The following is a 26,958-nucleotide window of genomic DNA, read 5'->3' on the forward strand; positions in this document are numbered from 1 at the left end:
AAGGTACCCCGCGAATGTCAAAGGCGTCGAACTTTTCGCTTTCGATCGCAGACCTCGACAACTTGGATATGTGCGTTCTCTATAAGGATGAGATACGACCCGTTCTGCTTGCGCTTACCGGGGGGTCTACCAAGAAGCGCATTACAATGCGCGATGCCTCCTCATCACTCAGCGAGCCGATAAGCGTTCGTCAACTCCTAGTTCCCATAGCGCGGGTGGCACAGACCGATGCTGTCGTGAAGGATCGCCTGACGGGCTTCATAAACGATTGCGCCACAAGAGCCCTACTCAGCTTCGAGGAAGAATGCCCAACGGACGACCGTCCACGAAAGTCGATCATCGCAACCAGGTCTTTTTTATCGAGCGAACTGGATGAGAGCGGATGGACGCGAGCCTACAAAGAGGGGCTCGCCGCTTGGGCCGGCTGGTTCGCGCCGAAAGGCTTTTATGCGAGCGCAGAATGGGCCGCGCAGGATTTTTCGAGTTGGCATTATCCTAGGGTACGCGGTTCGGCATGGGCGATCTGGGCAGAATGGGCTGCGCTTTCTCTGCTCGCTTATTTGGGGATGGATTACCGTAAACGCGCAAAGCCGGACGAGATTGACGATGAAAATGCAGTGGCCCATCAGTGGGCTGTCGAGCGTCTCGCGCTTTGGTTGGAAGAAGACTCTCCAGACCCTTTGCCACTCCCAGATCCCCCACTCTCGATACGAAGGACCGACCCGCAATCAATTTGCGAAGCTGAATTCGTTCAGGAATTTTATATGCAGTGGCCAACCGTCGCTGCCTATCCGACAGGCCTCAGGGAAATCGGCAGAATCCAACTGGAACGCAACGCCGGTATTGAGATACCGGAGGGAGTTGCGAAGATCGGCGAAATCGATGTCTCCGATCATCCCGTCGTGAAATTGCCCGCCAGCTTGCGAACGGTCGGAACCGTGGATGCCTCCTACGACGGATACGTCGAACTTCCGGAAGGCGTCGAAACGGTCGAAAGCATAAGGCTCTATCTCGATTCGGTTGTGCACCTTCCAAACTCGATCCGCAGGGTCGGTAGCATCAACACAGAGGTGGAATCGCACATCGACGATGTAGGCGTAGACGACGAGGATGAATTTTGGGAAGGCATTGAGGAACAGGAGACCGAGGGTGTGAAGGATTACCCGTTCTATGACTCCTTCGTCTCCTACAACGGTCGCTGCTTTATCAAGGCGAGGCAAGATCTGACTTTCGAGTGAGTTGACTGCTTACTCTGTCGGCTCTCTAAGCATAGGCTAGTTGAATAAGAGTGTGTGCGCAGATTTATCTGAAAGTCTCGAATTTTTGACCATAAATGAAGAGTGCCACTGTAGTTGTAGTTTGCAATGAGCAATGCTCCGGCACTTTGAATTTCAGCTTTCCGAAATCCCCTATCCGGAAAAAACCGGCAAAACGTGGCCCCGATTAAGCCACCGCATCCAATCCACTTCGCTGAATGATCGACAGCAGCCGCAAAGCCGGACCTCCGGGCTTCTTTGCCCCGCGTTCCCAATCCGACACGAGGTTCTTCGATACGTTGAGATAGCGCGCAAACACCGGCTGCGAGACATGCTCCGCTTCACGGATGGCCTTGATCTCGTCGGGTGACAGAACCGGCGCAGGCGCAAGGCAGGCTTCATCAAACTCGCGCATGGTACGCTTGTCGATGCTGCCCGCGTCGTGAAGACCTTCCATCATCTCGTGGACGGCGGCCATCGCCTCGCTCTTGTAGGTCTTTGCCCTAGTCTTGCTCATCGTCTTTCACCTCGACCAATCGGCCCGCTTCAACTTCCGTTTCGATCTGGTCATCGCCCAACTCCAGCATGATGCTGGCGGCCTTGCGATAGACCTTCAGTTCCGCCGCACTCAGGTTCGCCTTGTCGCTCTTGGCGAAAGCGAACACGAATATGGCCCGTTCGCCCGAGCGGAAGACCAGGATCGAGCGATACCCGCCCGATTTGCCTCCGCCCTGGCGCGCAATGCGTTGCTTGATGAGGCCGCTGCCAAGATCGGCATCGATCAGGCCGGTCTCGGCCCGATGCACGGCATCAGCAAGCGTGGCATCGCTGATCTTTTCCTTTGCCGCGAACTTGGCGAACCAGCGGTTGGCGTAGATGCGGATGCGCGGGGTCTCAGTCATGCAGCAACGGCCCACTATCATACTTAGTGTTACCGCTCAATGAATATGAGCCGCTCATGTTTTGCTCGATCAGGTCGCCGATACGCTGCGCTGCCTCGATGATATGCCCATCGTCAAGATGGGCATATCGGGTCGTGGTCCGAACATCGGCATGGCCCAGCAGCTTGCCGATCATCGGCAGAGTTTCCGAATGGGCGGCGGCATGGCTGGCAAAGCTGTGCCGCAGATCGTGGATGCGGACGCCGGGAAGGCCCGCTTCGTCACGCAGCTTGCTCCACAGATTGCCGATGTCTGTGATCGGGCGCTGGGTGGTCGGGTTCCAGAACACAAAGCGCTGCTTCTCACGGCGCGGCAGCGCGTGCAGAATCGTTGCAGCCGCTTCGGCCAGCCAGACTGTGCGCGGGCCGGTCTTGCTGTCGGTCAGCAGCAAACGCCTCCCTCGCACTTCGCTCCATTTGAGGCAGGTGATCTCCGACTTCCGGCAGCCAGTCAGGATCAGCAGGCTGATCGCTGCGCAATGCAGCGGGAAAGCCTTGCGGTGACGGTCGAGCACTTCGCCAATTCGCCTGAACTCCTGATCGGAGAGGAAGCGTTCGCACTTCCGTCCCTTGTTCTTGCGGATATAGAGGCAAGGGTTCGAACCTTCGGGCCGCACGCCCCATTGCTCGGCCTTGTTGAACATGGCGCGCAGAATTTCGCCGCAACGATTGGCAGCACCGGGGCCGCCGGTGTTGGTGATCCGGTTGAACCACTCCTGCACATGGCTTTCTTCGATCTCATCGAGGAACAGGCCTTCGAATGCCCGGTCGAGATATTTCCGTTTGTAATATCGGTGGGTGTAAAGCGTGGACGGTTTCCATTTGGGTGAAACCCGCTCCCAATAGGTTTTCAGGAAATCTCGGTAGGAGGGCATCTTGCGCAGCCGCTTGCGCTCTTCTGCCGGATTGTCACCTGTCTGGGCACGCAGCAAAACACGGCGCGCCACATCCATCGCCTGCGCACGGCTCAGTACCTTGGCGTTGCCGATCGTCACCGTGCGGGTGCGTCCTTCCATCCGTGCCTGGACAATATAGACCTTGCGCCCGCTGGCGTAGTATCGCGTCCCAAACCCCGGCAGTTCACGCGTCCAGCAGGTTTTGCGCAGTTCACCCAGGCCACCGCACTTGCCGACAACATGGAGCCGGAGACTGCCCAGTTCCTCAGCGACGATCCCCCTTAGGGTCAGCGCGTTCATTGCCCGACTCCGATCAGGCGCGCGATGGAGCCGGATACGCGCTCCGCTGCATTGGCGACGATCTCGTCGGACAGATGCGCATATCTGGTCGTGGTTTCCGCTAGCGCGTGTCCCAGCAGCTTGCCGATCACCATTAGGGAAATATTGTCGCGGATTGCGACTGACGCGAAACTGTGGCGCAGGTCATGCAGGCGCACATCTGGCAGGGCCGCGCAGTTGCGGATTTTCGACCAATGGATGCCGAGCGTGATTGGCTTATCGGGATTGCGGAACGAGGGAAACAGCAGGCCTGTTGGCTTTCGGTCTGGAAGCGATGCAATCACATCAATTGCCTGTCGATTGAGATAGACGATCTTCGCGCCGGTCTTGCTGTCCGGCAGCATCAGGCGCGGTTCCTGCACCCATTCCCAGCGCAGTTGCTCGATCTCACCGCAACGTGCGCCGGTGTAGATCAACAGGCGGATCGCCGCGACATAGAGCGGCTGCTCTGCCTCGTAGTCCCGCAATGCCGTGGCAAGCCGCGCATACTCCTGTGGTGACAGAAACCGCTCCATCGGTTTACGCTTGTAACGGGGCGTACCCTTACAGGGGTTCGAGCCGCGCGGACGCAGACCAAGGCGCTCGGCATAGCCCATCATCACAGAGAACACCGGCAGGGTGCGGTTGAAAACACCGGGGCGCTCGACGAAGCTGTCGCGCCAGAACAGGATGTCGCCCTTCGTCAGATCGTCAATCCGTCGGTCGCCAAACGCGCCGAGGATTTCCTTGAAGATGGCGCTCTCATTGCGCTTGCGGGTCGATGGCTTCCAGTGCCGTGCGTAGTCAGCCCAGAATCGCTCGGCATAGTCGTGCAGCAAGGGGGCATCGCTCTTTTGCGGAGCGCGAGCCTTCTTGCGCGTCGGCAAGCCGTCCAGCGCTACCTCCGCCAGCTTCGCCCGCGCGAAGCGGCGGGCCGTGGCGGGCGAGATGTCGCGGGAAGTTCCAAGCGACACCCGCCGCAGCTTGCCGCGCTGGCGGAACAGCACGAACCACGTCCGCCTGCCGCCGGGATTTACCCGCAGGCCAAAGCCCGGCAGGTCGATATCCCAATACTCGCGGATGCGCTTGCCCGGTTTGCGCCGGACGATATTGCCGTTGAGCCTAACCCGGTTGGACGGCTTTGCCTTTTCGCCACTCCCACGCCCGTCAGCGGATCGGGCTTGAGCATGATTCGTGGCTCCATTCGCTGGTAGCAGATAGCCATTTGCTTGCATTGACTTGCTCCTCTTTGTAGAGGAACAACTTCGCGTAACCTATTGCTTAACAATCTCTTTCTGCCGCATGGCGGCGTAGGGTGTGCTCCCTTGTTCCCAAGTGCGCGAGGTGGTCCAGAGAGTAAGGAGGATTGACCGAGGACGACCTTTCCCGATCTCCACGTTGGAGCGCGAGCAACCAGGCCTGGCAGCTGATCGCATGCAAATCGAGAGCATTTCGACGCCTCCAGCCAACGACAGCACCGGCGAAAGAGGCAGCGGCAAAGGGCGCGTGGGAAGCAAGGCAAGCGGGGCATGTCGCGTGCCCTAGCTTCCCGCCGCCCGACCCGATGCCGGTTCGTAAGTGCGCGCGGGGCCCAAGAACAAATTACGCCGCACCCTCAGGAGCGCATCGCAAGATGCGCGGGACAGAGTGCGTCCACAGCCCCGCTCCATTTATCGGGCGCCGCCGCATTGCGGTGGGCGGTCGGCAGAGTAACCGACCGAACCGAGTTCTTGTGCTTGATTGGAATACCCGGCGAACAAGAAAAAAGGGCAGGAACCGTCCCCGGTTCCCGCCCTGTCGGAAGTCTCAAAACTCGTCGAGCATGCCGCCGTGGACCGTGTGGACCACCCGCGCTGCGAGATGTGCTGGCAAGATGTTGTAGTCACCCTCGTCGAGGGCAAAGTACCCGAGTTCGTCATCCTCGATAACGTGCTGATCGAAGAAGCTGTGCAGCGCTCTCTTCTCGGCTGTTTCCAGGGCCTCGAAATAGCTCCGGGACGCAACGGCGCAATGCATCGAATAAGCCATGATAATCCTCCTGATTTCTGTCGTGAGACGACAGGAGGTGCGCGCGATGGTCTTGTGCATCCCGGGTCAGGGATCGCCCGTATGGGCGACCGCGAAAGCGGCGGTGGGGGTAACGATTTTGTTCGCTGCCGGATGCAATCCGGTGGCGGGCAAAATGGTGGGGCCCCGCCGTCCTTGAGGCGGGAGGCGCAAGGCCATCATGCTGGGAGAACCGTGAGCCAGGACCCACCACCTCCGCCCAATATCGAACATCTGCTGCGTGCGAATTGCCTTTCCTACACGCCGATAACGCGAGCATGGAAACAACCGGGGAGCAGATCCGAGGGGGACAAAAGGACAAGACACATGCCCCGAAACAGGAGCGCGATAGCAGCCCTGCAAAAGCTCGAAGCAGACCGCGAGGCGCTCGACGCCAAACAGCGCGAGCTCGAAGTACAAGCGGCCAGAGAACTCGGCGAAATCATCCTGGGAAGCGGCCTCGAAAGCTTCTCGAAGAAGGGCCTGAGGAAGGTTGCCAAAGAACTCGGGAAACTCGGCGAGGATGCCGCAATCGAGAAGCTGACTGGGTGTGGTGCAACCCGTGCTTCGAATGCAGCGCCGCAAACCCAGTGACCACAGAAGAAGAGGCCCTGCCGCTTGCGGCAGAGCCTCTTCGTAAGGGGGACGATCGGGATCGATGTCAGTCGATCTCGGGCGCGTCGGTGTTGTCGCCCTCGTCGCTCGATCCGTTACCGCGGGAGAGGAAATCGACCTTGTCGGCAAGGATCTCCGAGCCATACCGCGTCACACCGTCCTGGTCTTCCCACTGCGTGTAGTGGATGCGGCCCTGGACCGAGACCAGCTGGCCTTTCGAGCAGTACTGACCGACGGTCTTGGCGAGGCCGTTGAAGCAGGTCACACGGTGGAATTCGCTGTCCTTGGCGGTGTAGCCGTTCTCGTCCTTGTAGGTCTTGCCGTCCTTGTCGCGTGCAGGACGATCGGTGACGACAGTGATCCCGGTAACGCTGGTTCCGCCTTTGGTTTCGCGGGTGTCCGGATCGCGGGCGATACGGCCGGTGAGGATTGCGATATTGGTCATGAGATAAGTTCCTTCAGTTCCTCAAACCGGAGACCATCTCCGGCTTGCGAACATTCAGAAGAAGCAGGGCATGGGAGGACTGCACCGCAGGCCTGAAGGGCCGAAGGGAAACCTGTTCATGACGGGTGGTGCGGGCAGGCGGCGAAGCCGCCAACACGGCCGGAAAGGAACGGGTTGCGGCTCCTCAGCTGACCTGGTTCAGGACTGTTCGCGAAGAAAGCCGGATGGGTATCGGGTGCGGGTCTGAAGGTGCCAAGACCCTGCTGCAATCAGCTTACCTCATTGCCTTCCGATGCCGCCAGGAGATCCATGAAGTTGCGGGCTGCTTCCCGGTCTTCCTCGCTCTCGAAGGCCACGTCGAGGTCGGGGGCAGACCCGAGCAGGTAGAGCATGGCCCACAGGGCAAAGCGTTTTCCCCGGTCCTGCTCCAGACCGAGATCGACCTGGCATCGCTCGATCCCCGAGGCCAAGGTTTCTGCGCCAGTCGCTCCAGGATCGGCAGTGCCAAAATAGCGGATGAGAAGCGTATCGAGGTCCATCGCACTCTTTTCGGATCATCGGTCGGGCCGTGGCGAGGAAGGCCAGCATTCGTGGCCCGGTCATGCGTCGCTCAATCAGCGGTGGGTTGCTCGCGAAGCCGCCGGGCGCGCTCGACGAAGTGCTCCATCTGGGTGGCGGCATGCAAGGTAAGCGGATGCGGCTTCGTATCGGCACGCGGGGATATGAATTCCGCGATTTCTTCGATTGCTGCAAGCTGATCGGCGCTGGCCTTCGACAGAAGGCCGAGCACCATGTTCTCAAGGGCGATCACCCTGATGCGTAGCTGGATGATCTCGGCATCGGAAAGCGGCGGAATATCCCATTTCTCGCAATCGGCAGCGAGCGCTTCCTGCGGCCCGCAGGGCAAGGCCCCGCCTTCGTCCTCCCAGCGCGACAGCGCCCCGGCTTTTCCCGTTTCCGACATATGCGGTTCCTTTCATAACCAACGAGGCGATCGTCTGCACGCTGCTCACATAGCACAAAGCCCTGCCGGGATGCGCCTCGCACGGCGACAGCGAAGCCGGGCAAACGGAACCCCGCGCGGGTTGGTCTTCACGCGGGGTTCCTGAACGGCCCCTTGGGGGCACCTGCGACCCGCAGGGCTTCGGGGGGAGGCGGGGCCGTCCTTTCCTGATCTTGCGTTGTTCGTTGCGATTTCTTGCCGAGGATATCTCCTGAATTGCCGGGTCACCGGGAAACGCGTCCGATCACATACCTTCCATGTCGTGATCGGCCATCGAGGACATGTCATGGTCCGCATGGGGATCGGCGGGTTGGGTCGCTTCGCTCGCGGGTTGCGTGCGCGCTGCTGGCGCTGCGGGTGTGGCAGTTGAGCGTGATGCGGGGGAGGCAGCGTGCCGTGAGGCGGGCGTGGCGGCCCCAATTGTCGAAAGAGCGTCCTCCCGAGCGGTCGCTGCCTCATCTTCGGAGGGAGAGGCTGCCGGATCGGCAAGACCCGACCCGGGAGCCGTGCCAGCCACCACTGCAGCTTGGCCCATAGGCGAAACCTCGGTGATCGGTGTGCTCTCCTGCGCCTCGTCGCAAGCAGCAAGAGCGGACATCAAGGGCGCGATCGCGAGAAACCCGATCGCTGCATTCAATCTGGAAGTACGCATGCTCTTCAACTCCTTCAGAGCCAGGAAATACCGAGGTGGTTCGGCCCATGCGCGAGCTCGCCGCCAAGGAAGCCCTGGATGAGAACGAGCGCCGCCATGGAGAATATCGACGCGCGCAACCATGCGCGGCTCTGGCTCGGCCGGCTCGCGAGATAGGCCATCGCAATACCCAGAACGGCGATCAGCATACCGTTCCATCGATGCACCTGCATGACGGTGTCGCCGCCGAACCACAGGCCGGTGTGAATCCATCCGAACAGGACTGCGACCACCGCGCCGATGGCCCCGCCGTAGACAAGCACGCGTACCGCACTTTCCAGGCCCGCTCCTTTCCGGCGCATCACGAACAATTCGGTGGCCGCAGCCATGAGAAACAAGGCGATCGGGAAATGGATCGTTGCCGGATGCAGCTTCTTCAGTACGGCCATGACGCCGGCTTCGCCCTCATTCGCATGGCCACCGGCCTCGTCATGACCTCCGCCCGCTTCATCGTGCGCGCCGGAGGATTCGCCAGCATCCGCAGTCTCGCCCATCTGTGCCCTGGCCGCCTGGTCGTGCACATCGCCATTGGTGGCAGCAGGCGCGGCGCTCGCCTCTTCGCCGTGTTTTTCGTCGCCATGAGCCTGAACGGGTCCGACGAAGAGCAGGCTTGCGGCGAGCAGCGCCAAGAATGAGGGGGCTTTCATGTCTCGTATGTCTCCCGACCCTGCAGTTAAAGTGCGACCTATGTGCCTGATACGCACCGCAGCCGCCTGCCCCTCACATTAATTTGATGGTATTGGCGCGACAGATGTGCGTCCGCCGTATCACGTCTGATGGCGGCACCATCGCGATTGTCGAACGCACTCGGCTCCTGGCCCCGTTCGGCCTGACGAACGGGGTTAAGGCGTTCGCCCACGCGCATTAGCCCCATGGGCTCAGGCGAGTTTGCTCTTCTTTGTGCGACGACGCAGCCGCGGCATCCGGTTCGCAAGCAGGACGAAACCCGACAGGGCTATGATCGTACCGCCAATGCCGAACAGCAGAAGCCACCAACTGTTGATGCGATCGCGCTCGGTCCAGTCCATGATGTGCAGGCCCCAGATGAAATCGAACAGGCGCCAAGTATCACTACGCGCCGCCCCGAGGGTACCGCTGCTGGCATCGATGTAGAGGCGCGTCGAAGCCTCGTCAGCATAGGTGACCTGCCAGGCCGGAAAAGGGCCGCGAAACTCGGTCCCCACCGGTTCGTGAACGAGCCGCGCGCCTTCGATCGTCGTGCGCGGTCCGGTCCATGCGCGCAAGGCGATGGATCTTGCCTTCGGAGCCGAGATGGGGGAGAGTTTGCGCCCTGTCACCGGATCGTGAAGGCTCACGCTACCGTCAACCTTTCGGACCTCGGTCACGGCATCGCCGTCGAGCGAACGCGTCGTTACCGCTGCAAGAGTACCGTCATTTGCGACCCAGGCCGGGAGCGGGGCATCGGCGGGCAGCGCCTCTTGTTCACGCGAAACGACATGTTCGGAGCGAACTTCTTCCAGGTCGAGAAACGACATGAGGGCGCCGGTTCCCATCCACAAGAGAACCTGGACACCGACGAAAATCGTCAGCCATTTGTGGATCTTGCTGCCGAGCACATGCAGGCGCAGCTTCAGCGACGGCGTTGCCAACCGGTGCTACCTCTTCGAAAGCCGTAATTAGTTGCGCGGCGCGCGCGACGAGGAATGGTACTGGACGATTCTCCAGCCGTCCGCATCGTGAGCAAGCACCGATGTCGCCACGCCGTCGCGCTCTATCACCCGGCCATTGGTAAGTTCGATGCGATAGCCATACGTCTCATTAGCATGGGCCATGTGCCCCATCCGGGTGACGGTCAGCGTGGGGTCGGTAAAGGTGAAGCTCACAATCGCGTCGAGCTCGGGGCCCAAATGGTGCTCCATGTAATTGGCAAAGCTTCCTTCCGCCTTGCCATTCTCGAAGATCGCCGAGTCCTCGGCGAAGAGCGCACGCATTGCCTGCGCGTCGCGCGCTTCAAGAGCGGTGCGATAGGCCTTGAGGGTTTCTTCAGCGCCCGCGACATCCTCCGCCGAAGCGTCCATCGCGTGCATCTGATGGTTCGCATGGGAAGAGTGGTCCATCTGCTGCGCGAAGGCTGGCTGCGGTATCAGCGCGGCAACAAACGAAGTCGCCGCGATGCGCGTCAAAGTCTTGGTCATGGAAGTTTTATCCTTTTTGAGGTTTCAGAACCAGAATCGCACACCGACGACATAATTGGTGACGCTCGGATCCTCTCCGGCGGCCCGCGCAAAATCCGCGCTGTCGCCGATGCGCCATTCCTGCGAAACGCCGACATAGGGTGCGAATTCGCGCGCGAACTCGTAGCGTAGACGCAGGCCCGCCTCGATCCGATCAAGACCGGCTCCGATGCCCAGCTCGGGAATGTCCTGCGCAGAAAGCGCGAGTTCGGCTCTGGGCTGGAGGATCAACCGCTGCGTGATGCGCTGGTCGAGTTCGCCCTCGATCCGCGCGGTCACATCGCCCTTGGTGGAGACGAAGGCCGCGGCATCGACCTCGAAGCGGTACGGCATGAGACCCTGGATACCGATCGCCGCATGGGTGCGCTCCGGACCGGTCAGGTCCTGGCGAACACCTGCCTGGAAATCGAAGAAGGGCGCAATGGCGCGGCTCCAGAGCGCCTGGACCTCGGCGCCTTCTATGGGTTCGCCGAAGCTGCCCTCCCCCTCTGACTTGAACCAGAATTTGTCGATGTCGCCGCCATAATAGCCCTGGATGTCCCACAGATATCCATCCTTCCCCTCGCGGGCGCGGTATTCGAGCCGATCGCCCTGAAACCAGAGGCGCATTCCTCCGTCGGTCTCGCGGACAAGCTCGCGGCGCGCTTCGTTCATGGCTTCCTCGCCCCAGATGGCGACCGCCGCGCGCGCTGGGCCGCTCCCTGCTTCTGGAGGAGGCGGCAGCAGCGGGATATCGTCGTCCGCGCCCATCTGCATCGCCGAATGGTCCATGCCCTGCCTGTCCTGCGAAGGCGTCTCCCCATGGTTCATCTGGCTGTGATCCATCTGCCCATGGTCCATCGACGAACTGGCCTCCGCCTGACCCATCTCGCCGTGATTCATCTGCGAATGATCCATCGCGCCTTCGGCGGGCTTGCCCTGCGGCATCGAGCCGTGATCCATTCCTTCATGACTTTCGGGCGATGCCTGTGGACGGGCAGCGTCCACAGGCATTGTCATGCCAGAATGGCCATCCTGAGCGGTCATCGCACCATGATCCATGGTTGAGTGATCCATCTGCGAGCGGTCCATGGCGGCTTCAGGTTGAGCAGCCGGTTCGCATGCTCCATCTGCAACCGGATGCCCCATCGCGCGATGGCGCTCGGCTTCTTCCTCGCACTTCGTCTTCGCGTCAGCCTGCGCCTCGGCGCTTTGCTGCGGCTCCGCCGGCGAATGACCGGCATGCTGCGCCGCCGCGGGGGAGGCGAGAACTGAGCCGGCTGCGACCGATGCGAGCAGGCTGACAATACGAATTTTCATGCTTCGCTCCCGTCGGGATTGGCGACCGTGACGATCTGAAACATCCCGGCATGCATGTGGTAGAGAAGGTGACAGTGGAAGGCCCAGTCGCCCGGCTCGTCCGCCGTCAGGTCGAACTGCGCGCTGCCACCCGGCTGCAGGATTACCGTGTGCTTGAGCGGTTGACGATCGGCCGGCGCGCCATTGACCAGCTCGAAGAAATGACCGTGCAAGTGAATGGGGTGCGCCATCATCGTGTCGTTGACGAGCTTCACGCGCACGCGCTCGTTATAGGCGAAACGGATCGGCTCGTCTGAGACGGCGGAGAACTTCTTGCCGTCGAACGACCACATGTAGCGCTCCATATTGCCGGTCAGATGAATTTCCATTCGCCGGGACGGCGTGCGGCCCTCGCGGTGCGGCGTCAGAGCGCGCAGCTTGCGATAGTCGAGCGTGCGATGCGGGACATCGGCGAGACCGATGCCGGGATCGCCCATGCGGTCGACCGGGTTCATCGACACCATGTCGAGACCGGGCCCGACCTTCACATCGGGCGGCAGAAGCGAGGTGTCGCGCATCTGCATGCCCGACATGCCGGCCATGCCTGCCATCTCGGATTGGCCGGAGGAACCATGATCCATCCCTGCCATGTCGCCGCCACTTCCGTGGTCCATACCCGACATGCCGGCATCGCCAGACGAGCCGTGGTCCATGCCGCTCATGCCCATGTCGGCCATGGTCAGAAGCGGCGGATCGCGCAGCGGCGGAATGGCTGCGCGAGCGCCGGGTGCGCTCGCGAGTGTGGCAATACCCATGCCCGAGCGGTCCATCGACTCCGCGACCAGCGTGTAGGCCTGTTGCGCGCCCGGCGTCACGACGACGTCGTATGTCTCGGCCACACCGATCTGGAACTCGTCGACCTCAACCGGCTCGACGTTCTGCCCGTCCGCCTGAACGATGGTCATCGGCAGGCCGGGAATGCGAATATTGAAGAAGGTCATGGCGCCGGCATTGATGAAGCGCAGCCGCACGCGTTCGCCCGGGCGGAAGAGGTATTCCAGATTGTCGAGCGGGCCATGGCCGTTCAGAAGATAGGTATAAGCCGCGCTCGACACGTCGAGGATGTCCGTCGGCATCATGCGCATTTTCGCCCACATCCGGCGATCCTCGCCCGAAAGCGGGTAATCGTCGGTCCAGGTGTTCTGGTTGTAGTTGAAGTAGCCTTCGCCCTTCTTGAGCTTGTCGAAAATCGTGTGGGGCGACATTTCGCTGAATTCGCTCAGCACCACGATATATTCGCGGTCGGCCTGGACCGGATCGGGTCCGGCGGGGTCGACCACGATCGCGCCGTAATGCCCGGCCTGTTCCTGCAGGCCGCTATGCGAGTGCCACCAGTAGGTACCCGACTGGCGAACCGGAAATTCGGCGGTGAAGGTCTCTCCCGGTTTGACGCCGGGAAAGCTCACGCCAGGCACTCCATCGAGCTGAAACGGCACGAGCAGACCGTGCCAGTGGATCGAGGTATCTTCCTCGAGCTGGTTATGGACATTGAGCCGGACGGTCGTGCCTTCCTGCAATCGCAACAGCGGACCGGGGATCGTGCCATTGACGGCGATCGCGCCGCCGCGCCTGTTGCCGGTCGCGAAGGCCGATCGGGCAACGGTGAGGTCGATATTGGGGCCGGATATCTCGTCCAGCCCCTTGCGGGCGTTACCTGCGAGGATGTCCGCGCCGCGTGCCCAGGCAGGCATCGCCCCGGCAAGGCCGAGCAGACCCATTCCTCCTGCTCCGGCTCCGAGAAACTTGCGTCGATTGACGGCGATCATAAAGGGCTCCTGACTTGGCGTTTACCGTTACTTACGCGCGCGCCCAGCCAACCCCTCAAAGTTTTTCGAAGCGCTCCTTCAGCCTGTTGCGCGCGCGATATACGCGGGTTTCGATCGCCTTTTCGGTCGTTCCGAGAAGATCGGCCGCCTCGGCCTGGCTACGCCCCTCGATGGTCACGAGCACGATGGCTTCGCGCAGCCTTACAGGCATTCGCGCGATCTCGGCCTGAACGAGATTGAGCTCTTCCCTGGAAACGGCCGACGTTTCAGGACCCGGCAAATCGTCGGCGATGGAATGGAGTTCGGCATCGCCTGACAGTCCGAAAAAGCCTGCGACCTTGCGCCTGCGCAAACGGTCCCGGCAGCGGTTGAGGACGACGGTTGTCAGATAGGGTCCGATCGGCTTGTCCGGATCGAGCCGATGGCGCGTCAGCCACACCGAAGCGAGGCTGTCCTGAACAACGTCCTCGGCCTGAGAAGGAGAGGAAAGCATGCGTGTCGCGAGCGCGAGAAGCCGACCCGTTTCATACTCGACGAGTTTGCTGAAAGCCCGCTTGCTTCCGGCCCTCGCCTGCGAAACAAGGGCCTCATCCGGATTGTCGCCCGCCCCCGACATGGCGCTTCAGTCGCGTGGGTCGCGGGTCAGGGCGTCGGAGACCTTGCGATCGAACTGGCGTTGCTGCTCGGGTTCGAGAATTTCACGCATGTCGAAGACATGCCGTACCGTTGCTTTCTGCAGATCGCCCATACGCGCATGCACCTCGTCGATCGCGGCCGAGACCTCGGGACCGTACTCGTGCTCATTTTCCATCGCCTGGGCGAGCCGGGCATTGGCTGCGCGCGCCGATCCTTCGAGCCGTGCCCTTTCGACAGCGAAACGAGCCTCGAGCGCATCGAGACGCTGCTCCTGGTCGGCCGTCAGGGTGAGTTCGTCGTGCACGAAATCGTGGAGGCCGGAGCCAGCCTCGTGATTGGCCCAGCGGTCCGCGGCAATCGCGCCGAGGCATCCTGCAAGTGCTGCGAGAAGCACCGCGAGAACGATATGCGTCGTCTTCAAACCCTATTGCTCCACATGGAGGAGCGCCGATGGGGACAGCTGTTCGCCGAGGATAAGACTCTCGCCAAATGACGCGGAAGACGTGCCATAGCCGCCGGGCCAACCGCTCGTTCCGGCGCCAGCTCCAAGCCCGACGACGAACAGACCGACGAACAGAGCCGTCCGGCGGCGTCGGTCGGCGATTTCGCCAAGCTGTCCGGCGCGCTGCCAAACGCCATCCATGAAGTCGGCGGGGACCTCGCTGGTGCCGGTGGCGGAAAGGGTTCCGAGCACCGCATCAAGAGAGTGATTGTCACGCATCCGAAAAACTCCTGTGGGTTGCACGTGTCCTATACGCGCTCGCCTGCACAATCCCTTAAACTTCTTTTTTTGAGGGAATGTCCACCACCATACGTAATCGAGACGGGTCTGTCAGAATCGGGTCGAAGCCGGGATGAATGGGAACCAGCTCGTGAACAATATCACCGCACCTGAAGATCACGGCGAATTTACGCCTCTTCTTGGCAAGAGCTTTCTGACGCCCCTTTACGACCGGGCGATCGGTCTGTTCACCCGCGAACATCTCTGGCGACAAAGGATTGTCGAAGAACTGCACCTTGTCCCCGGAGACCGGGTGATCGATGTTGGCAGCGGAACCGGCACTCTTCTCAAGGCTTTGATGACGGATTGTCCGGAAGCGGGTCTGATCGGTGTCGAACCCGACCAGGAGGCGCTCGCGCTTGCGCGGCGCAAGTTTGGCGCGGGAGCCGATCTCGTGAAATGGCACAATGGCTTTCTCGAAAGCCTCGAGCTGCCCGCAGGGTGGCGGCCGAACAAGATCGTCAGCAGCCTCGTCCTTCACCAGGTTCCCTTGCGCAAGAAGCAGGCAATCCTGGAAACCATCGAAAGCTTGCTCGTGCCAGGCGGAACCGTCTTGATCGCCGATTATATGAAGCAGGATAGCCCACTCATGCGGAGCCTCTTCCGGGCGACCGTCCAGTCGCTTGACGGCGTAAGCGACACGCAGCCCAGCGCCGACGGCGAGGTCGAAAAACTGTTCGCCGAAATCTTCACCGAGCCATGCCTGCTCCACCGGTTCCCGACGGTGACCGGGACGATCTCGCTATGGCGCGGATACAAGAAAGGAATTGCACAATGATCTGGAAAAAGCCTGCCCTGTTCCGGCGATCGATTAGCGGCGCGGCCTTGCTAGTGCTGGCAGCCTGTTCGAACGTGGCACAGGCAGCGACCTATACGATGTTCCGGGATCCAGGATGTGGGTGCTGTCTCAGCTGGGCAGGCCATGTCGAAGACGGGATGAACACGAAGGTGGCATCGGTCGATAGCAACGACATGGCGGCGATCAAGACAGCGCGCGGCGTACCGGAAGAATTGTGGTCGTGCCACACGATGGAGGTCGATGGATACATCATCGAAGGTCACGTGCCCGCCGAAGCCGTCGCCCGACTTTTGCGCGAGCGGCCCGACGGCGTTGCCGGTCTAGCGGTTCCGGGAATGCCTCTGGGATCGCCCGGCATGGAGGCCGGAAACCGGATCCAGCCCTATGAGGTCATCGCCTTTGGTCCGACCGGACAGAGCGTCTTCGCATCTTATCGGTGATTGTAAGGAACTGACGCCAGTGGCCGCGCGAGAAATAAGGGCGATGTCTCGCTGAAGAACAATCGCGCGGGAATAACACAGAAGCCCGGGACACCGGGACGGGCGCTAAGATGCCTGTCGATCATCCCGCTGGGTCCGGGGCCGGCTGCCCCGACGGTCCCGGACCCTTCCGTTTGCATAATTTTAGGACGCACGAAGTGGGAGAAATGCGATGGTAAAAGGATCAATCAAGAACTCGATATTCGCATGGGGCTGGACGCTCAGCGTGTTCCTGCTTGTCAGCTACCTCCTATGCATTGCCTTCGGAGTCCTCGCACCCGAGCGGTTTCACATGCACCAAGCCTGGGCTCCGTTGCTGCCATGGTTCGAATGGCTGACCCTGTCGGGATTTCTCGCAGGAGCGGTGGGCAGTTTTCTCTACGGCTGGTACATCGCACTCATCGCGGTCCCGCTGCACCGGTTTTTCCAGGCCCGGTTTTCCTGATTTGACGCGCTGAATATTAGGCGCACTCAGCGTGGACTGCCGTGCCTTGACGCGCCGCCATCGGCATCGCTGCAGGAAGAAAGAGCGCGCCGCCGGAAATCGATAGCTCAACGCGATTCCGGGGCCAGCCCAAGGATGGCTCATGCCCCGCCAGAAAATTTTTTGAGGGGTGAGCCGCTTCGCAACGTACTGCTTGTCGTGATGTTTCTCGGACGGGAGGACATCGACAGGGGAAAGACTTGCAGACAGATGGCAACGATCAACATGGGAAGAGTGCTGGATCGATAACGCTGCTTGGCGGTGTCGCAATGGGAACCGGCGTCATGATCGGCGCTGGTATTTTCGCACTGACCGGCCAGATTGCCGAACTGGCTGGACCGCTATTTCCGCTTTCTTTCATAGTCGGCGCCCTGGTCACTTCCCTAGCCGCCTACAGCTACATCAAGATGTCGAACCGCTGGCCCTCCTCTGGCGGCATCGCGATGATTCTTCAGAAGGCCTACGGACCGGGTGTTGTTGCAGCATCGGCATCGCTCCTGATGGCGCTGTCGATGGTCATCAACGAAAGCCTGGTCGCTCGGACCTTCGCGACCTATGCCTTGCGGCCCTTTGGGCTCGAGAGCAGCGGCATTCTGGTTTCCGTCGCGGCACTGGCGCTCATCGTCTTCGCCTATTTCGTGAATGCGGCAGGCAACAAATCGGTCAGCGGTTTCTCTCTCGTCATGTCGGCGATCAAGATCGGCGGCATCGCCCTGTTCGCGATTGCGGCGATCTGGGCCAGCGGCTTTTCGGGCGGCGCCTTCTCAGAGCCAGTCGCGCTTTCGGGTCTCGACGCGTTGCTCGCGTCGGTCGCCTTCTCGATCCTCGCGTTCAAGGGTTTCACCACCATCACCAACAGCGGCGGCGAAATCATCGATCCGCACCGAAATGTTGGCAGAACCATTATCATTTCGATCACAGTATGCGTGGTCGTCTACCTTCTGGTCGCGGTGGCGGTCGGAGCCAGCCTCAGCACTTCGGAAATAGCTGAGGCGCGCGATTACTCGCTTGCGGCGGCTGCGCGCCCCGCGCTCGGAGAGCTTGGCTTCTATTTCACAGTCGCAATCGCGATCGCCGCCACGACCTCGGGTGTCATCGCCAGCGTTTTCGCCGTTTCGCGAATGCTGACGATGCTGACCGAAATGAAGATGATCCCGCATAGCCATTTTGGGATGAAGGGACCGATCCGCAGTCACATGCTGGTCTATACCGTCGTGGTCGCCGGCACGCTCGCGGTCCTGTTCGATCTTTCGCGGATCGCCTCGCTCGGAGCGTTCTTCTATCTCGTAATGGACATGCTCGTGCATTGGGGCGTGCTGCGCGGTTTGCGGGAAGAGATAGGCGCGCGTGCCTGGATCCTCTGGTCGGCGCTCATGGCGGACGGCGTAGTCCTGACAGCTTTTGCCCTCGCCAAGCTCAAAACCGACCCTGCGGTCGTCGCCTATGCGGTCGCAGGTATTGCCGCAGTGTTCGGAGCCGAATGGTTCTATCTCCGTCGGAATTCTGCGCTGCGTGAAATGCCCGCCACACACGATGGAGATCATCGATGATCGCCGCACTAATTCTCGCCATTGCACTTTTCCTGGCCTCAGTCGGCATGCATCTGTCGATCCTCGGCGCCGGGCATCGCCTGCTCGACGCACCCGGAAATTTCTCCGCCAAGCTTGGGGTCGCGCTTCTCGTCCTGGCATCGCACCTGCTTGTCGCGACGCTCTTCGCTGGCGGTTTCTGGCTGGGCGCGGAACTGGACCTCGGCGGGTTCGACAAGACGCCGGCGATGAGTGCGATGGACTATTTCTATTTCTCGCTGATCAACGTGACCACGCTGGGGCTCGGCGACATCTACCCGACCGAGCACCTGCGCGTCATTGTCGGCGTCGAAGCCTTGACCGGCTTCGCGCTCATCAGCTGCTCGGCACAATTGTTCTGGACCATGATGAAGGAAGGAGAAAACGCATGACTGAAAGCACATGCCACTCGGATAAGGGAGGGGGCGGCAACTACTGGCGGTTCATGGCCATGGTATCGACCTCGACCGTGATCATGTTCTTCCTGATGTATGCCAACAGCTTCGACATGGACGACGTTTTCTGGAGCGAGACGCGCTTCTGGATGATGTTCGTCATGGGCGCGATGATGATGGTGGTCATGCTTCTCTTCATGTGGGGCATGTACAAGGACCGGACCAAGAACTTCATCATCCTGGGTGTCGGAGCCGTCGTCTTCGCGCTCGCGCTATGGCTCGTACGCAGCCAGACCACGGTGGACGATACCGAATACATGGCCGCGATGATTCCGCACCACTCGATTGCGATCATGACCAGCGAGAGAGCGAGCCTGAAGGATCCGCGGGTTCGCGAACTCGCGCAGGCCATCATCGTCGCGCAGCGGCGCGAGATCGCCGAGATGAAATATCTCATCCAGGATATCGAGGAGAACGGTCCGCGCACCGAGGAACGTCTGCCCGAGGAGATGCAGCAATGAACAAGATCGCAATTCTGACGCTTGCAGCCCTCCCGCTGGCGGCCTGCAACACCAATACCGCGGTCGGCAATGATCGCGAAGCACAGCTCGATCCTCCGGCAACGGCGGCGCCGATAGAGAGTGCTGCGAGCGCTCTTGCCAATCTCAGCCCCGGCCTCATGCTGCCCGAGACGATGAGCGAGGCGGACCTCGCCGCGCTGGGAGCCGAGAACACGTGTCAGTTTCGCCTGACCGAGGTCGCGTTTCCGTCGTTCGTCTACGACAACAGCGGTCGCGGGGCGATCAAGATCAACGGCAAGCTGATCCCTGTTACGGCAAGCGCCTCGGGTGAGTATGCGAATGGTGAGCTTCGTATCCGCACGCGCCTTCTCGATGACGAAGGAGACGCGGGCCTGCAGATGCAGGAACTCATCGTCGCCGGCCCCCGGATGAAGGACGAGTTCGGGTTCTGGGGTTACACGACCTGCGGCAACATCGAGGCGTGAAGGCGAGCGAGCGGGTGCCAGCGTCCGGCGGTGCCCGCTCCACGATCACGATCAGCCCGGCACGCGCCGCCGAATTCATAATGAGGTACGACAGTGGAAGCTGAACCTGTGACCGATGCAGCCCCCCTTGCGGTCTTCGGTGCCGGAGGAAAGACCGGCACGGAAATATTGCGCCATGCGGTCCGCAAGGGCATCGCGGTACGAGCGTTCGAACACACCCTGCCCGAACCATCGGACAGGGTCGACAATGTCGAGTATTTCCAGTGCGACGTTCTCAATGACGACTTCAGCAGCGAGCTTGAAGGTTGTCGTGCGGTCATTTCCGCACTCGGTATAGGGTTCAGTCCATCCACGACGATCGATTCGCCTCCGCTTTACACGGAGGGAACCCGCAATCTGGTGGAAGCGATGTCGACGACCGGCATTTCCCGGATCGTCGTGATATCGGCGGCTTTTGTAGAACCGCAGCCCAGCGTTCCGGCGTGGTTCGAACTCACAGCAAGACCAGCCTTGCACAATATTCTCGAACAGATGCGCGCCATGGAAGATCTCCTGGAGCGCGCGACAGGCGTGGAATGGACGGCTGCGCGACCGGGCTGGCTCCTGGACGAACCCTATACGGGTGAAGCCGTCATTACTGACGAGCGTCTTGCCGAGGGTTGCTTTCGTTGCAGGCACGCCGACCTTGCGGCAGCCATGCTCGAATTCGTCTGCGAGAACACCTGGATCAATGCCAAGCCCGCTATCGCCCGGCCAGAAGAAGACCGCTTCGAGAACGTCTCGGCGCTCAAGGCCGAACTCGGTATCGGCTAAACTAATCTCATCGGTCGGAAACACCCCCACAACGAGGTAAACCATGCTGCTTGAAAAGATAAAGACCCCCGGTCTTTCGCACCTTTCCTATCTGATCGGTTCGCAAGGCAAGGCAGCGGTCATCGATCCGCGCCGCGACTGCGAGATTTATGTCGAGCGTGCCCGCGCCGAAGGGCTGGAGATCACGCATATTTTCGAAACGCACAGGAATGAGGATCTCATCACGGGATCGCCGGTATTGGGGAAAATGACCGGTGCCCGTGTTCTGCACGGTCCAAACTCTGCGGACGAGATTGTTTTCGCCGACACCGCGCAAGAGGGCGACGTTTTCGAGATCGGGAAGTTGCGGATTTCGGTGCTCGAAACTCCCGGTCACACCGACGATCATCTCGCCTTCGTCCTCCATGACGACGATTATTTCGAAGGACCGATCGGCGTGTTCACCGGCGATGCGCTCTTCGTGGGCGACGTCGGCCGAACCGATTTCTATCCCGAGCGCGCGCGGGAGGTCGCGGGCCTCCTGTACGATTCATTGCAAAAGATTTGCGCTCTGGGTGACCAGACGATCATCTACCCGGCGCACGGTGCCGGATCGGTCTGCGGCTCGGGAATGGCGGACCGGGAATTCTCGACAATCGGCCATGAGCGGCGCAACAACCCGCGGCTGCGCATTGCTGACCGCGACGAGTTCATCAAGGCGAAGGTAGAAGAGCATCATTACCAGCCACCTTATTTTCGGCTAATGGAGCGGCTCAATCTCGAAGGCGCCAATGCCGCGCCGCGAGTCATGCGGCCAAGGCTTCTGGGGCTGGAAGACCTCGGCGAGAGCGGCGCCGATCACCTGGTCGATGTACGCGAGCCGCTCGCCTATGCCGCCGGTCATATGCAGGGTGCCGTGTGCCTTCCAGTGGGAATGATACCCGCCTTTGCCGGGTGGTTCATCAGCGAAGGCGACACGATAGCCCTAATCGCTTCCGAAGAAGACGAGCTCGCTCAAGCTATGGCGCATTTGGTGCGCATTGGTCTCGATAATATTGTCGGCGGTTATGTCGGCGTGATCCCAGCCGCCGCACAGGGCAAAGCGATGCAAAGTATTGCCATGATCGACACCGAGGAAGTCGCACGCAGGCTCGCTGAGGACAGCGAAGATTGGACCTTGCTCGACGTGCGCGCCCTTGACGAACGGCAGCAAGGCAGCATCGATGAATCCGAACATGTCTATGTCGGCGAGCTCAACACCCGCTGGAAAGAGCTCGATCGCGACCGTCATTACACTTTGATGTGCGCCAGCGGCATGAGGGCGAGCGTAGCAGCGGGCTGGCTCGCAAGCCAAGGCTTCAAACACCTCGACGTCTATCTGGGCTCCATGGGCGCATGGACAAACGCGCAGGGCTAAAAAGCTGGAAAACCTCGAAAATGGCCAACCCGCGATCCCTTCAGGGCCGTCCGCGAAAGCTGTTTGGCCTACCGGAAGACACGCTGGTCTATCCTGCGCTTGATTGTGCAGGGGGGCGCGTCTCGACGATCATACAGGCAGGCAAACGCAACCCCCGCTTGAATGGCGATGTCTCACTTTTTCGAATTCCAGCAGATCAGGGCCGTGCTGGACCTGCCCTACCTTGAAAAAATCGACGTGGCCGTGCCTACCAATCTGAAATGCGGAAATTGCTCTGAAGATGCTGTCGAGCGACTGCACGAGCTCGGCGGGAAATCACCGCAGGGATAGGTTGGATTGCCTTGGCCACCGCAGAGCCATGTGCGGGCTATTGCGCGCTATCCGTATTCCCAATCATTTGATCGAACCGGGAGGCTATCATCAGAACCACACCGGGATGACAATCGAATTGGAGTCCTTCGGGATTGGGGGGCTTTTTTGAACCTGTCGCAATTATGACCGCTTTGTTTTCGCTCGATTCCGAAAATGCTTCCCCTCGAACATTGCCAAGGCGCATTTGTCTGTAGGACGTTGCGCGCAGAAGATCGTCTGAACCCTCATTGTCCGGTGGCGCTTTATAGGCCCCCGCAAAGTTTCGCTATCGCGGTAAAAGGAGCCAATCCGAGTGTCGTTCTCTCAGAACCTCGGATTACATAAATGCTTTCATGAGAGTTGGCTCGAAATAACCCCAGGCGGCCGCGATGAAGCTCATCACGGTTGCAACCAGGAGCATAATTATCTGACGGTTCTTGAGCCATCTAACTGCGACCTGGGAGTGGCAATGACTCTTGTGCCGATACTTGCGCAGAACAATGAGCCAACTAGCCGCCACCGCAATCATCGAAAATGCGGTCATTGGCCAATGGAGCGAACCCAGAGGTGCCAAAACACTGCTCAGACTCGCACTCAGCCCGGCGGCAACCAGCACCATCGGTAGAATGCAGCAAGAGCAAGCTGCCAAAACAGCAGCCGAACTGCTTATGATGCTAACAACGCTCGTCTTGCCGTCGTGCAAAGGTAGTGGTTCGACAGCATGAGTCGGTTTGGCCATCAAGCGACTAGCAACCACGGACGGCCCTTACCCATATGAAGTCTTCAAATAGGTCTGCCATAGTACTCTTCCGAACAGAGGCTTCCCACGCGAGGGTTCATTGTATTTCGCGGATGTGGCATAGCCCTCCACCAAATGAAGGTCGAGGTCAATTGCGTCAAACTTTCTGACAGCTCCTCAACCCCGTCACGCAGCTGAGGTGTCCAAGCTCGGCGGACGCCGCAGTCCTTTGACCAACATAGCCGCGCTCAACAGCTATTGTACCTGAAAGACGGAACCCCGCGCCAGGGTTGGGTGAAGCGCGGGGTTCCTGAACGGCCCCGGGACACCTGCGATCCGCAGGGTTCAGGGGGAGGTGGGGCCGCCATTCGATTAACGAGGAGAAAACCGATCGGGACCGGATTTGGTTTTACCGTACACCTAATCGCTTACGCTTCTTGCCAATCTACATCCAACAGAGAGATCCACTCGCAGGTGTGGCGACGCGCTCAAATCCTAGCATGAGCATGCTATATTCACGCCGACATGCAATTGCTGGCAACCTGCTCGCGCAATTAGTCGATCGGTTCTTGGATCACACGCAAATACGGTTTCTTTTCGTCCCAGCCATCGGGATATTTGGCTTTCGCATCTTCGTCCGACAAGGAAGGCGGAATGATCACATCATCACCCTTCTGCCAATTAACCGGTGTCGCTACACCCTTGCGTTCGGTGAGTTGCACCGAATCCAGCAGCCGGAGCACTTCATCGAAATTCCGCCCGCTGCTCATCGGATAAAGCAGCATGGCGCGAATTTTCTTGTCTGGCCCGATGATATAGACAGCGCGGACGGTGGCGTTATCGGCTGCGGTTCGCCTCTCCGCATTACCCGCTTCGTCGGCCGGCAGCATATTATAAAGCTTGGCGACCTGAAGGTCGTTGTCGCCGACCACGGGATAGTTGACCTTATTTCCACTCACCTCCTCGATATCGGGAAGCCAATCGCGATTATCCTGGCTGCTGTCGACCGAAAGGCCAATAATCTTGGTGTCGCGTTTGGCAAATTCCTCGCCAAGCCCGGCCATATAACCAAGCTCGGTCGTGCAAACCGGTGTAAATGCCTTGGGATGGGAAAAGAGGATTGCCCAGCTGTCACCCATCCAATCATGGAAGTGAATGTTTCCTTGTGTGGTCTGGGCTGTGAAATCGGGGGCTGTCGAGCCAATTGAAAGGGTCATGTAAAATACTCCTGCTTATTTTGTGGGTACTCAGGGCACATTTCTAGCGATGCTCTGAGAAGAATGCGGGTCCGACCTCGTCTTCATCCTGTTCCTAAAGGAAGAGCGCCAGATCCGCTTTGCTCGGGTCAACCGGTCATACGACAAACCGATCCCAGCCCGCATAATGCTCACCGCTTCGCTTACCGCGAGGCAGGCTCAGTCCGATCAAGAGCAGTCCGACCCCAACCGAGGCCACCGTTCCGGCAGCCGAAGCCCCTGCAAGCATGAAGGGCGCTGCGACCAGCCAGGCACCGAATGCAGCGTTGATGAAGCGCAGGGCGCGCGCGACTTCCGCGGTCGCGATGATTGCCACCGTAATCACCAAAGCACCCACCACGTGATCGCTGTTGGCCATCGCCCCCTCGCTGCCAAGCGTTATCCTTGTCAGCATCAGCCACGCTCCCAGAGCCGTGCTGGCCACCAGGGTCCACGGGAAGGTCACGCCGCGCACCGTGTTCGTCCAGATCGAACGCGCGTCGGTCATATAGTCGGTATCGTCGATTTCACCGTTTGACACTGCGCCGCCCTTGAAGAAGGTACGGACAAGCGGTTTGCCTTCCTTTTTCGACCAGTAGAGATACTGTCCCATGGCGATGACTTCATCGAGCGAGAACGGGATCATGATGAGCATCGCAAGCGCAGCAATCAGAGCCGGCGTACTCCACGTCCCGATCATTATCGGCTGAATGATCACGAAATAGATACTGACCACACCGAGCGGAATGACCAGAATGCCGAAGAAGGTAACCATCCACGGCATCGTGCGCCAGCGCGTGCGGGTTCCCATGACCGCCATCAGGATCTCGAGCACATAGCTGACCGCCCCTAGTCCGGCATCCGGGATCGGCCACGCCTTGGATACATCCGACGTGATGATTTCCTCGGTGCCGTTCTTGGGATCGCCAAGCGATCCGGAGAAAAACGGCTCCCACGCCACATCGATATGGCCAAGCTGGTAGGAGGTAAGCATGCGCGATATCAGAAGGCCGATGATGCCCATCGCCACGATCGGGAATCGCTGGGCATCGGTCGAGGGACTGTAGGTCCACCCGGGCGGGATGGACTTCTTGTCCATCATCCCTTCCATGCTCATGCCGGGCATCATTGGCACCAGCACCGAGAATGCGATCGCCAATGTACCAACCAGGAGATTGGTCAGATATTGGGCCGCGCTCGGACTCCAGAAGAACAAGGGCGCGAAAAGCAGCCAGATGCCGACAAAGGCCGTCGCCCACTGCCCCAACCAGGCGGTGCGCTTCGAAAGCGACATCGCGCCGAAGATCATCAATGCGATCCCGCTCAGCATATCGCTTAGGGCAAGAGCATTGGCCCGCCATTCGATCGACGGCAAACCCCGCTCGAGAGTGACCGCTACGACCGAAGCACGCGCAGTATCGGCGGATACGACGTCATAAACACCAGGACTTGCAGCAAGCCACAGGCCAAGCCCGATGACAGCAAACTGCGTCCAACGGGTACCGCGCTGGGGGCCGTCCATGTCGTGCATGTTGCCGTCCATCTGGTGCCCAGCATGAGCCATGTCGGTGTCATGCGATGGTAGTCGCGCCGGTTCGGTCTTCGCTGCATCCGAACTCTTTGGATGCCAGGCCACGCGGGACGTGTTCAGCTTGTTCGTTTCGTACCAGTCCTGCGGGTCGGCTTGCAACGCGTCGATGATGGTCGGAAGCGTTTCGCGGAGCGAGTGCTCTGGCTCCCACCCCAGCAGGTTCCGGGCACGTGAAATATCGAGAATGTAGTGAGCGTTTGCGTCATCGACCATCCATTGCTTGACGAATCCGTCATGACCGAGGACTTCTTCCTCGATCCACGTGCCCAGTTTCGCCACGCTTTTTGGAATGCGCACTGTCGTCCATTCCTCGCCGTGGATCTGGCAATGAACGATGTCCTGAATCTCGGCGTATCCAAGCGTTTCGGGCTCTCCGACAAGTATCGGCATCTCGCCCTCGAGGTCAGTGCGATGAGCGATAGTCTGCTCGACCGCCTTGGTCAGATCGTCAAGATGCAGTGCCGACTGCGCAGCGCAAAGCATCCCCGGATACAGATGCGCCGACACGCGATGCTCATAGACACCGGCAATCTGTTCGGCGAGAAAGGCGGAGTGCCCCTTGTCGTCGTAGACCCCGGCAAACCGCAGGAACACAACCGGAATGTCGCCACGGTTCTCGCGCAGTACCTGTTCCGCATCGGCCTTCGATTGAGGGTAAGGCCAGGTCGGTCCAAGCGGACTGGATTCGTCGATACGTACGCCCGGCAGCGGTTTGGGCTCGTGAACAAGCATGGAGCTTGCATAGATGAACTGTTCGATGTCGAAGGCCTGCAGCTCCGTGATCAGTCGGCGTGAACCCTCGACGTTGACCGTCTCGTAGAGAGGATTGGGCTCGCCGGTGATATCGAAATAGGCGGCCAGGTGGATGCAGGCGGCAAGCTGGTCTCCGAAATCGTCCCTGACCTTTTCGAGGGCAGCAGACACGGACGCGTCATCGGCGAGATCTATCGAATAAGAAGCGGCGAGATCGGGATTATCCTCGACGGGAGACCGGTCGAGACCAATCACGCGATATGTCCTGCCGAGGCGCTGCGTCAGCGCGCGCCCAATATATCCGTTCGCGCCTGTAATCAGAACGATACGCTTGTCCATGGGAGTGCCCTCGATTTGGTAGCCGGAAGATGTTCGACTTCGGTACGATGAAGACGGCAGCCGCTCCCTTCAAGGAGCGGCTGC

30 protein-coding genes are annotated in these 26,958 nt (G+C 60.1%); 11 read left to right on the forward strand and 19 right to left on the reverse strand.

What is annotated here, in order from left to right; genetic code table 11:
- Positions 1–146: 146 nt before the first annotated feature.
- The gene (locus MKP08_RS01475) at positions 147–1,238 is read left to right on the forward strand and encodes a hypothetical protein (RefSeq protein WP_241554597.1); all 1,092 of its coding nucleotides are present in this window, start codon (positions 147–149) and stop codon (positions 1,236–1,238) included.
- A gap of 205 nt (positions 1,239–1,443) precedes the next feature.
- Here MKP08_RS01475 and MKP08_RS01480 read toward each other — a convergent pair whose 3' ends face one another.
- The 5 genes from MKP08_RS01480 to MKP08_RS01500 form a co-directional block, all read right to left on the reverse strand.
- A complete protein-coding gene (locus MKP08_RS01480; protein WP_373418059.1) occupies positions 1,444–1,773 on the reverse strand; it encodes a helix-turn-helix domain-containing protein in 330 nt (109 codons plus the stop codon).
- Positions 1,760–2,158, reverse strand: a complete 399-nt coding sequence (locus tag MKP08_RS01485; protein ID WP_241554599.1) for a type II toxin-antitoxin system RelE/ParE family toxin — start codon at positions 2,156–2,158, stop codon at positions 1,760–1,762. The genes MKP08_RS01480 and MKP08_RS01485 overlap by 14 nt, the downstream gene beginning before the upstream one ends.
- Complete coding sequence (locus MKP08_RS01490) at positions 2,151–3,392, reverse strand: tyrosine-type recombinase/integrase (RefSeq protein ID WP_241554600.1); 1,242 nt, start codon at positions 3,390–3,392, stop codon at positions 2,151–2,153. The genes MKP08_RS01485 and MKP08_RS01490 overlap by 8 nt, the downstream gene beginning before the upstream one ends.
- On the reverse strand, positions 3,389–4,645 hold the full coding sequence (locus tag MKP08_RS01495) for a site-specific integrase (RefSeq protein ID WP_241554601.1): 1,257 nt from the start codon (positions 4,643–4,645) through the stop codon (positions 3,389–3,391). Before MKP08_RS01495 ends, MKP08_RS01490 begins: the two co-directional genes overlap by 4 nt.
- A gap of 571 nt (positions 4,646–5,216) precedes the next feature.
- On the reverse strand, positions 5,217–5,438 hold the full coding sequence (locus MKP08_RS01500) for a hypothetical protein (protein WP_034921513.1): 222 nt from the start codon (positions 5,436–5,438) through the stop codon (positions 5,217–5,219).
- A 345-nt stretch (positions 5,439–5,783) separates the two neighbouring features.
- Between MKP08_RS01500 and MKP08_RS01505 the strand changes: the two genes are divergently transcribed.
- Positions 5,784–6,050 carry a DUF6437 family protein gene (locus tag MKP08_RS01505; protein WP_241554602.1) on the forward strand — a complete coding sequence of 89 codons (267 nt, stop codon included), beginning with the start codon at positions 5,784–5,786 and terminating at the stop codon, positions 6,048–6,050.
- Between the two features lie 67 nt (positions 6,051–6,117).
- On the opposite strand, the gene MKP08_RS01510 is transcribed toward MKP08_RS01505, so the two are convergent.
- The 11 genes from MKP08_RS01510 to MKP08_RS01560 form a co-directional block, all read right to left on the reverse strand.
- Complete coding sequence (locus MKP08_RS01510) at positions 6,118–6,516, reverse strand: single-stranded DNA-binding protein (RefSeq protein WP_241554603.1); 399 nt, start codon at positions 6,514–6,516, stop codon at positions 6,118–6,120.
- A 269-nt stretch (positions 6,517–6,785) separates the two neighbouring features.
- Entirely contained in the window at positions 6,786–7,055 is a 270-nt protein-coding gene (locus tag MKP08_RS01515; RefSeq protein ID WP_241554604.1) for a hypothetical protein, read from the reverse strand.
- A gap of 71 nt (positions 7,056–7,126) precedes the next feature.
- Positions 7,127–7,480 carry a hypothetical protein gene (locus MKP08_RS01520; protein ID WP_241554605.1) on the reverse strand — a complete coding sequence of 118 codons (354 nt, stop codon included), beginning with the start codon at positions 7,478–7,480 and terminating at the stop codon, positions 7,127–7,129.
- Between the two features lie 705 nt (positions 7,481–8,185).
- Positions 8,186–8,857, reverse strand: a complete 672-nt coding sequence (locus MKP08_RS01525; protein WP_241554606.1) for a DUF2231 domain-containing protein — start codon at positions 8,855–8,857, stop codon at positions 8,186–8,188.
- A 231-nt stretch (positions 8,858–9,088) separates the two neighbouring features.
- A complete protein-coding gene (locus MKP08_RS01530) occupies positions 9,089–9,820 on the reverse strand; it encodes a PepSY domain-containing protein (RefSeq protein WP_241554607.1) in 732 nt (243 codons plus the stop codon).
- Positions 9,821–9,847: 27 nt separating this feature from the next.
- A complete protein-coding gene (locus tag MKP08_RS01535; RefSeq protein WP_241554608.1) occupies positions 9,848–10,354 on the reverse strand; it encodes a nuclear transport factor 2 family protein in 507 nt (168 codons plus the stop codon).
- Positions 10,355–10,390: 36 nt separating this feature from the next.
- Positions 10,391–11,704, reverse strand: coding sequence for a copper resistance protein B (locus MKP08_RS01540; RefSeq protein WP_241554609.1), 1,314 nt, complete (start codon positions 11,702–11,704; stop codon positions 10,391–10,393).
- Positions 11,701–13,509, reverse strand: coding sequence for a copper resistance system multicopper oxidase (locus MKP08_RS01545; protein ID WP_054522842.1), 1,809 nt, complete (start codon positions 13,507–13,509; stop codon positions 11,701–11,703). Before MKP08_RS01545 ends, MKP08_RS01540 begins: the two co-directional genes overlap by 4 nt.
- A gap of 55 nt (positions 13,510–13,564) precedes the next feature.
- Positions 13,565–14,125 (reverse strand): RNA polymerase sigma factor, encoded by a 561-nt coding sequence (locus tag MKP08_RS01550; RefSeq protein WP_066558712.1) that lies wholly within the window; start codon positions 14,123–14,125, stop codon positions 13,565–13,567.
- 6 nt (positions 14,126–14,131) lie between these two features.
- Complete coding sequence (locus tag MKP08_RS01555; protein WP_008603940.1) at positions 14,132–14,566, reverse strand: Spy/CpxP family protein refolding chaperone; 435 nt, start codon at positions 14,564–14,566, stop codon at positions 14,132–14,134.
- A 3-nt stretch (positions 14,567–14,569) separates the two neighbouring features.
- Complete coding sequence (locus tag MKP08_RS01560) at positions 14,570–14,866, reverse strand: hypothetical protein (RefSeq protein WP_009823994.1); 297 nt, start codon at positions 14,864–14,866, stop codon at positions 14,570–14,572.
- A gap of 133 nt (positions 14,867–14,999) precedes the next feature.
- On the opposite strand from MKP08_RS01560, the gene MKP08_RS01565 reads away from it, so the two are divergent.
- The 9 genes from MKP08_RS01565 to MKP08_RS01605 all read left to right on the forward strand — a co-directional run bounded on the left by MKP08_RS01565 (position 15,000) and on the right by MKP08_RS01605 (position 21,866).
- Positions 15,000–15,704: a class I SAM-dependent methyltransferase gene (locus MKP08_RS01565; protein ID WP_241554610.1), complete on the forward strand. Its 705-nt coding sequence runs from the start codon at positions 15,000–15,002 to the stop codon at positions 15,702–15,704.
- Positions 15,701–16,165: a DUF411 domain-containing protein gene (locus MKP08_RS01570; RefSeq protein WP_241554611.1), complete on the forward strand. Its 465-nt coding sequence runs from the start codon at positions 15,701–15,703 to the stop codon at positions 16,163–16,165. The genes MKP08_RS01565 and MKP08_RS01570 overlap by 4 nt, the downstream gene beginning before the upstream one ends.
- A gap of 211 nt (positions 16,166–16,376) precedes the next feature.
- Positions 16,377–16,649, forward strand: coding sequence for a hypothetical protein (locus tag MKP08_RS01575; RefSeq protein ID WP_010240151.1), 273 nt, complete (start codon positions 16,377–16,379; stop codon positions 16,647–16,649).
- Positions 16,650–16,888: 239 nt separating this feature from the next.
- Complete coding sequence (locus tag MKP08_RS01580; RefSeq protein WP_256969983.1) at positions 16,889–18,238, forward strand: APC family permease; 1,350 nt, start codon at positions 16,889–16,891, stop codon at positions 18,236–18,238.
- Positions 18,235–18,648: a potassium channel family protein gene (locus MKP08_RS01585; RefSeq protein ID WP_241554613.1), complete on the forward strand. Its 414-nt coding sequence runs from the start codon at positions 18,235–18,237 to the stop codon at positions 18,646–18,648. The genes MKP08_RS01580 and MKP08_RS01585 overlap by 4 nt, the downstream gene beginning before the upstream one ends.
- Positions 18,645–19,172, forward strand: a complete 528-nt coding sequence (locus MKP08_RS01590) for a DUF305 domain-containing protein (RefSeq protein ID WP_202389005.1) — start codon at positions 18,645–18,647, stop codon at positions 19,170–19,172. The genes MKP08_RS01585 and MKP08_RS01590 overlap by 4 nt, the downstream gene beginning before the upstream one ends.
- Positions 19,169–19,657: a DUF6692 family protein gene (locus MKP08_RS01595; RefSeq protein WP_241554614.1), complete on the forward strand. Its 489-nt coding sequence runs from the start codon at positions 19,169–19,171 to the stop codon at positions 19,655–19,657. Before MKP08_RS01590 ends, MKP08_RS01595 begins: the two co-directional genes overlap by 4 nt.
- Before the next feature lie 108 nt (positions 19,658–19,765).
- Positions 19,766–20,470: an NAD(P)H-binding protein gene (locus tag MKP08_RS01600; protein WP_241554615.1), complete on the forward strand. Its 705-nt coding sequence runs from the start codon at positions 19,766–19,768 to the stop codon at positions 20,468–20,470.
- A gap of 43 nt (positions 20,471–20,513) precedes the next feature.
- Complete coding sequence (locus MKP08_RS01605) at positions 20,514–21,866, forward strand: rhodanese-like domain-containing protein (protein WP_241554616.1); 1,353 nt, start codon at positions 20,514–20,516, stop codon at positions 21,864–21,866.
- A 688-nt stretch (positions 21,867–22,554) separates the two neighbouring features.
- On the opposite strand, the gene MKP08_RS01610 is transcribed toward MKP08_RS01605, so the two are convergent.
- From MKP08_RS01610 to MKP08_RS01620, 3 genes are all read right to left on the reverse strand, one after another.
- Positions 22,555–22,956 carry a hypothetical protein gene (locus MKP08_RS01610; RefSeq protein ID WP_153038138.1) on the reverse strand — a complete coding sequence of 134 codons (402 nt, stop codon included), beginning with the start codon at positions 22,954–22,956 and terminating at the stop codon, positions 22,555–22,557.
- Between the two features lie 554 nt (positions 22,957–23,510).
- Entirely contained in the window at positions 23,511–24,173 is a 663-nt protein-coding gene (locus MKP08_RS01615) for a peroxiredoxin (RefSeq protein ID WP_241554617.1), read from the reverse strand.
- A gap of 136 nt (positions 24,174–24,309) precedes the next feature.
- The gene (locus MKP08_RS01620) at positions 24,310–26,874 is read right to left on the reverse strand and encodes an NAD-dependent epimerase/dehydratase family protein (RefSeq protein WP_241554618.1); all 2,565 of its coding nucleotides are present in this window, start codon (positions 26,872–26,874) and stop codon (positions 24,310–24,312) included.
- Between the last annotated feature and the right edge of the window lie 84 nt (positions 26,875–26,958).

Origin of the sequence: Erythrobacter sp. LQ02-29, from assembly GCF_022576075.2 — a bacterium.
In the GTDB taxonomy this organism is placed as follows: Bacteria; Pseudomonadota; Alphaproteobacteria; order Sphingomonadales; family Sphingomonadaceae; genus Alteriqipengyuania.

What these genes read in the sequence shown, in the direction of transcription:
- MKP08_RS01565 (WP_241554610.1), top strand. Translation starts at nt 15,000, where the DNA reads ATGAATGGGAACCAGCTCGTGAACAATATCACCGCACCTGAAGATCAC.
- MKP08_RS01615 (WP_241554617.1), bottom strand. Translation starts at nt 24,173, where the DNA reads ATGACCCTTTCAATTGGCTCGACAGCCCCCGATTTCACAGCCCAGACC.
- MKP08_RS01550 (WP_066558712.1), bottom strand. Translation starts at nt 14,125, where the DNA reads ATGTCGGGGGCGGGCGACAATCCGGATGAGGCCCTTGTTTCGCAGGCG.
- MKP08_RS01585 (WP_241554613.1), top strand. Translation starts at nt 18,235, where the DNA reads ATGATCGCCGCACTAATTCTCGCCATTGCACTTTTCCTGGCCTCAGTC.
- MKP08_RS01485 (WP_241554599.1), bottom strand. Translation starts at nt 2,158, where the DNA reads ATGACTGAGACCCCGCGCATCCGCATCTACGCCAACCGCTGGTTCGCC.
- MKP08_RS01570 (WP_241554611.1), top strand. Translation starts at nt 15,701, where the DNA reads ATGATCTGGAAAAAGCCTGCCCTGTTCCGGCGATCGATTAGCGGCGCG.
- MKP08_RS01520 (WP_241554605.1), bottom strand. Translation starts at nt 7,480, where the DNA reads ATGTCGGAAACGGGAAAAGCCGGGGCGCTGTCGCGCTGGGAGGACGAA.
- MKP08_RS01620 (WP_241554618.1), bottom strand. Translation starts at nt 26,874, where the DNA reads ATGGACAAGCGTATCGTTCTGATTACAGGCGCGAACGGATATATTGGG.
- MKP08_RS01490 (WP_241554600.1), bottom strand. Translation starts at nt 3,392, where the DNA reads ATGAACGCGCTGACCCTAAGGGGGATCGTCGCTGAGGAACTGGGCAGT.
- MKP08_RS01505 (WP_241554602.1), top strand. Translation starts at nt 5,784, where the DNA reads ATGCCCCGAAACAGGAGCGCGATAGCAGCCCTGCAAAAGCTCGAAGCA.
- MKP08_RS01515 (WP_241554604.1), bottom strand. Translation starts at nt 7,055, where the DNA reads ATGGACCTCGATACGCTTCTCATCCGCTATTTTGGCACTGCCGATCCT.
- MKP08_RS01495 (WP_241554601.1), bottom strand. Translation starts at nt 4,645, where the DNA reads ATGCAAGCAAATGGCTATCTGCTACCAGCGAATGGAGCCACGAATCAT.
- MKP08_RS01575 (WP_010240151.1), top strand. Translation starts at nt 16,377, where the DNA reads ATGGTAAAAGGATCAATCAAGAACTCGATATTCGCATGGGGCTGGACG.
- MKP08_RS01500 (WP_034921513.1), bottom strand. Translation starts at nt 5,438, where the DNA reads ATGGCTTATTCGATGCATTGCGCCGTTGCGTCCCGGAGCTATTTCGAG.
- MKP08_RS01605 (WP_241554616.1), top strand. Translation starts at nt 20,514, where the DNA reads ATGCTGCTTGAAAAGATAAAGACCCCCGGTCTTTCGCACCTTTCCTAT.
- MKP08_RS01610 (WP_153038138.1), bottom strand. Translation starts at nt 22,956, where the DNA reads ATGGCCAAACCGACTCATGCTGTCGAACCACTACCTTTGCACGACGGC.
- MKP08_RS01590 (WP_202389005.1), top strand. Translation starts at nt 18,645, where the DNA reads ATGACTGAAAGCACATGCCACTCGGATAAGGGAGGGGGCGGCAACTAC.
- MKP08_RS01595 (WP_241554614.1), top strand. Translation starts at nt 19,169, where the DNA reads ATGAACAAGATCGCAATTCTGACGCTTGCAGCCCTCCCGCTGGCGGCC.
- MKP08_RS01510 (WP_241554603.1), bottom strand. Translation starts at nt 6,516, where the DNA reads ATGACCAATATCGCAATCCTCACCGGCCGTATCGCCCGCGATCCGGAC.
- MKP08_RS01475 (WP_241554597.1), top strand. Translation starts at nt 147, where the DNA reads ATGCGCGATGCCTCCTCATCACTCAGCGAGCCGATAAGCGTTCGTCAA.
- MKP08_RS01480 (WP_373418059.1), bottom strand. Translation starts at nt 1,773, where the DNA reads ATGAGCAAGACTAGGGCAAAGACCTACAAGAGCGAGGCGATGGCCGCC.
- MKP08_RS01525 (WP_241554606.1), bottom strand. Translation starts at nt 8,857, where the DNA reads ATGAAAGCCCCCTCATTCTTGGCGCTGCTCGCCGCAAGCCTGCTCTTC.
- MKP08_RS01540 (WP_241554609.1), bottom strand. Translation starts at nt 11,704, where the DNA reads ATGAAAATTCGTATTGTCAGCCTGCTCGCATCGGTCGCAGCCGGCTCA.
- MKP08_RS01560 (WP_009823994.1), bottom strand. Translation starts at nt 14,866, where the DNA reads ATGCGTGACAATCACTCTCTTGATGCGGTGCTCGGAACCCTTTCCGCC.
- MKP08_RS01545 (WP_054522842.1), bottom strand. Translation starts at nt 13,509, where the DNA reads ATGATCGCCGTCAATCGACGCAAGTTTCTCGGAGCCGGAGCAGGAGGA.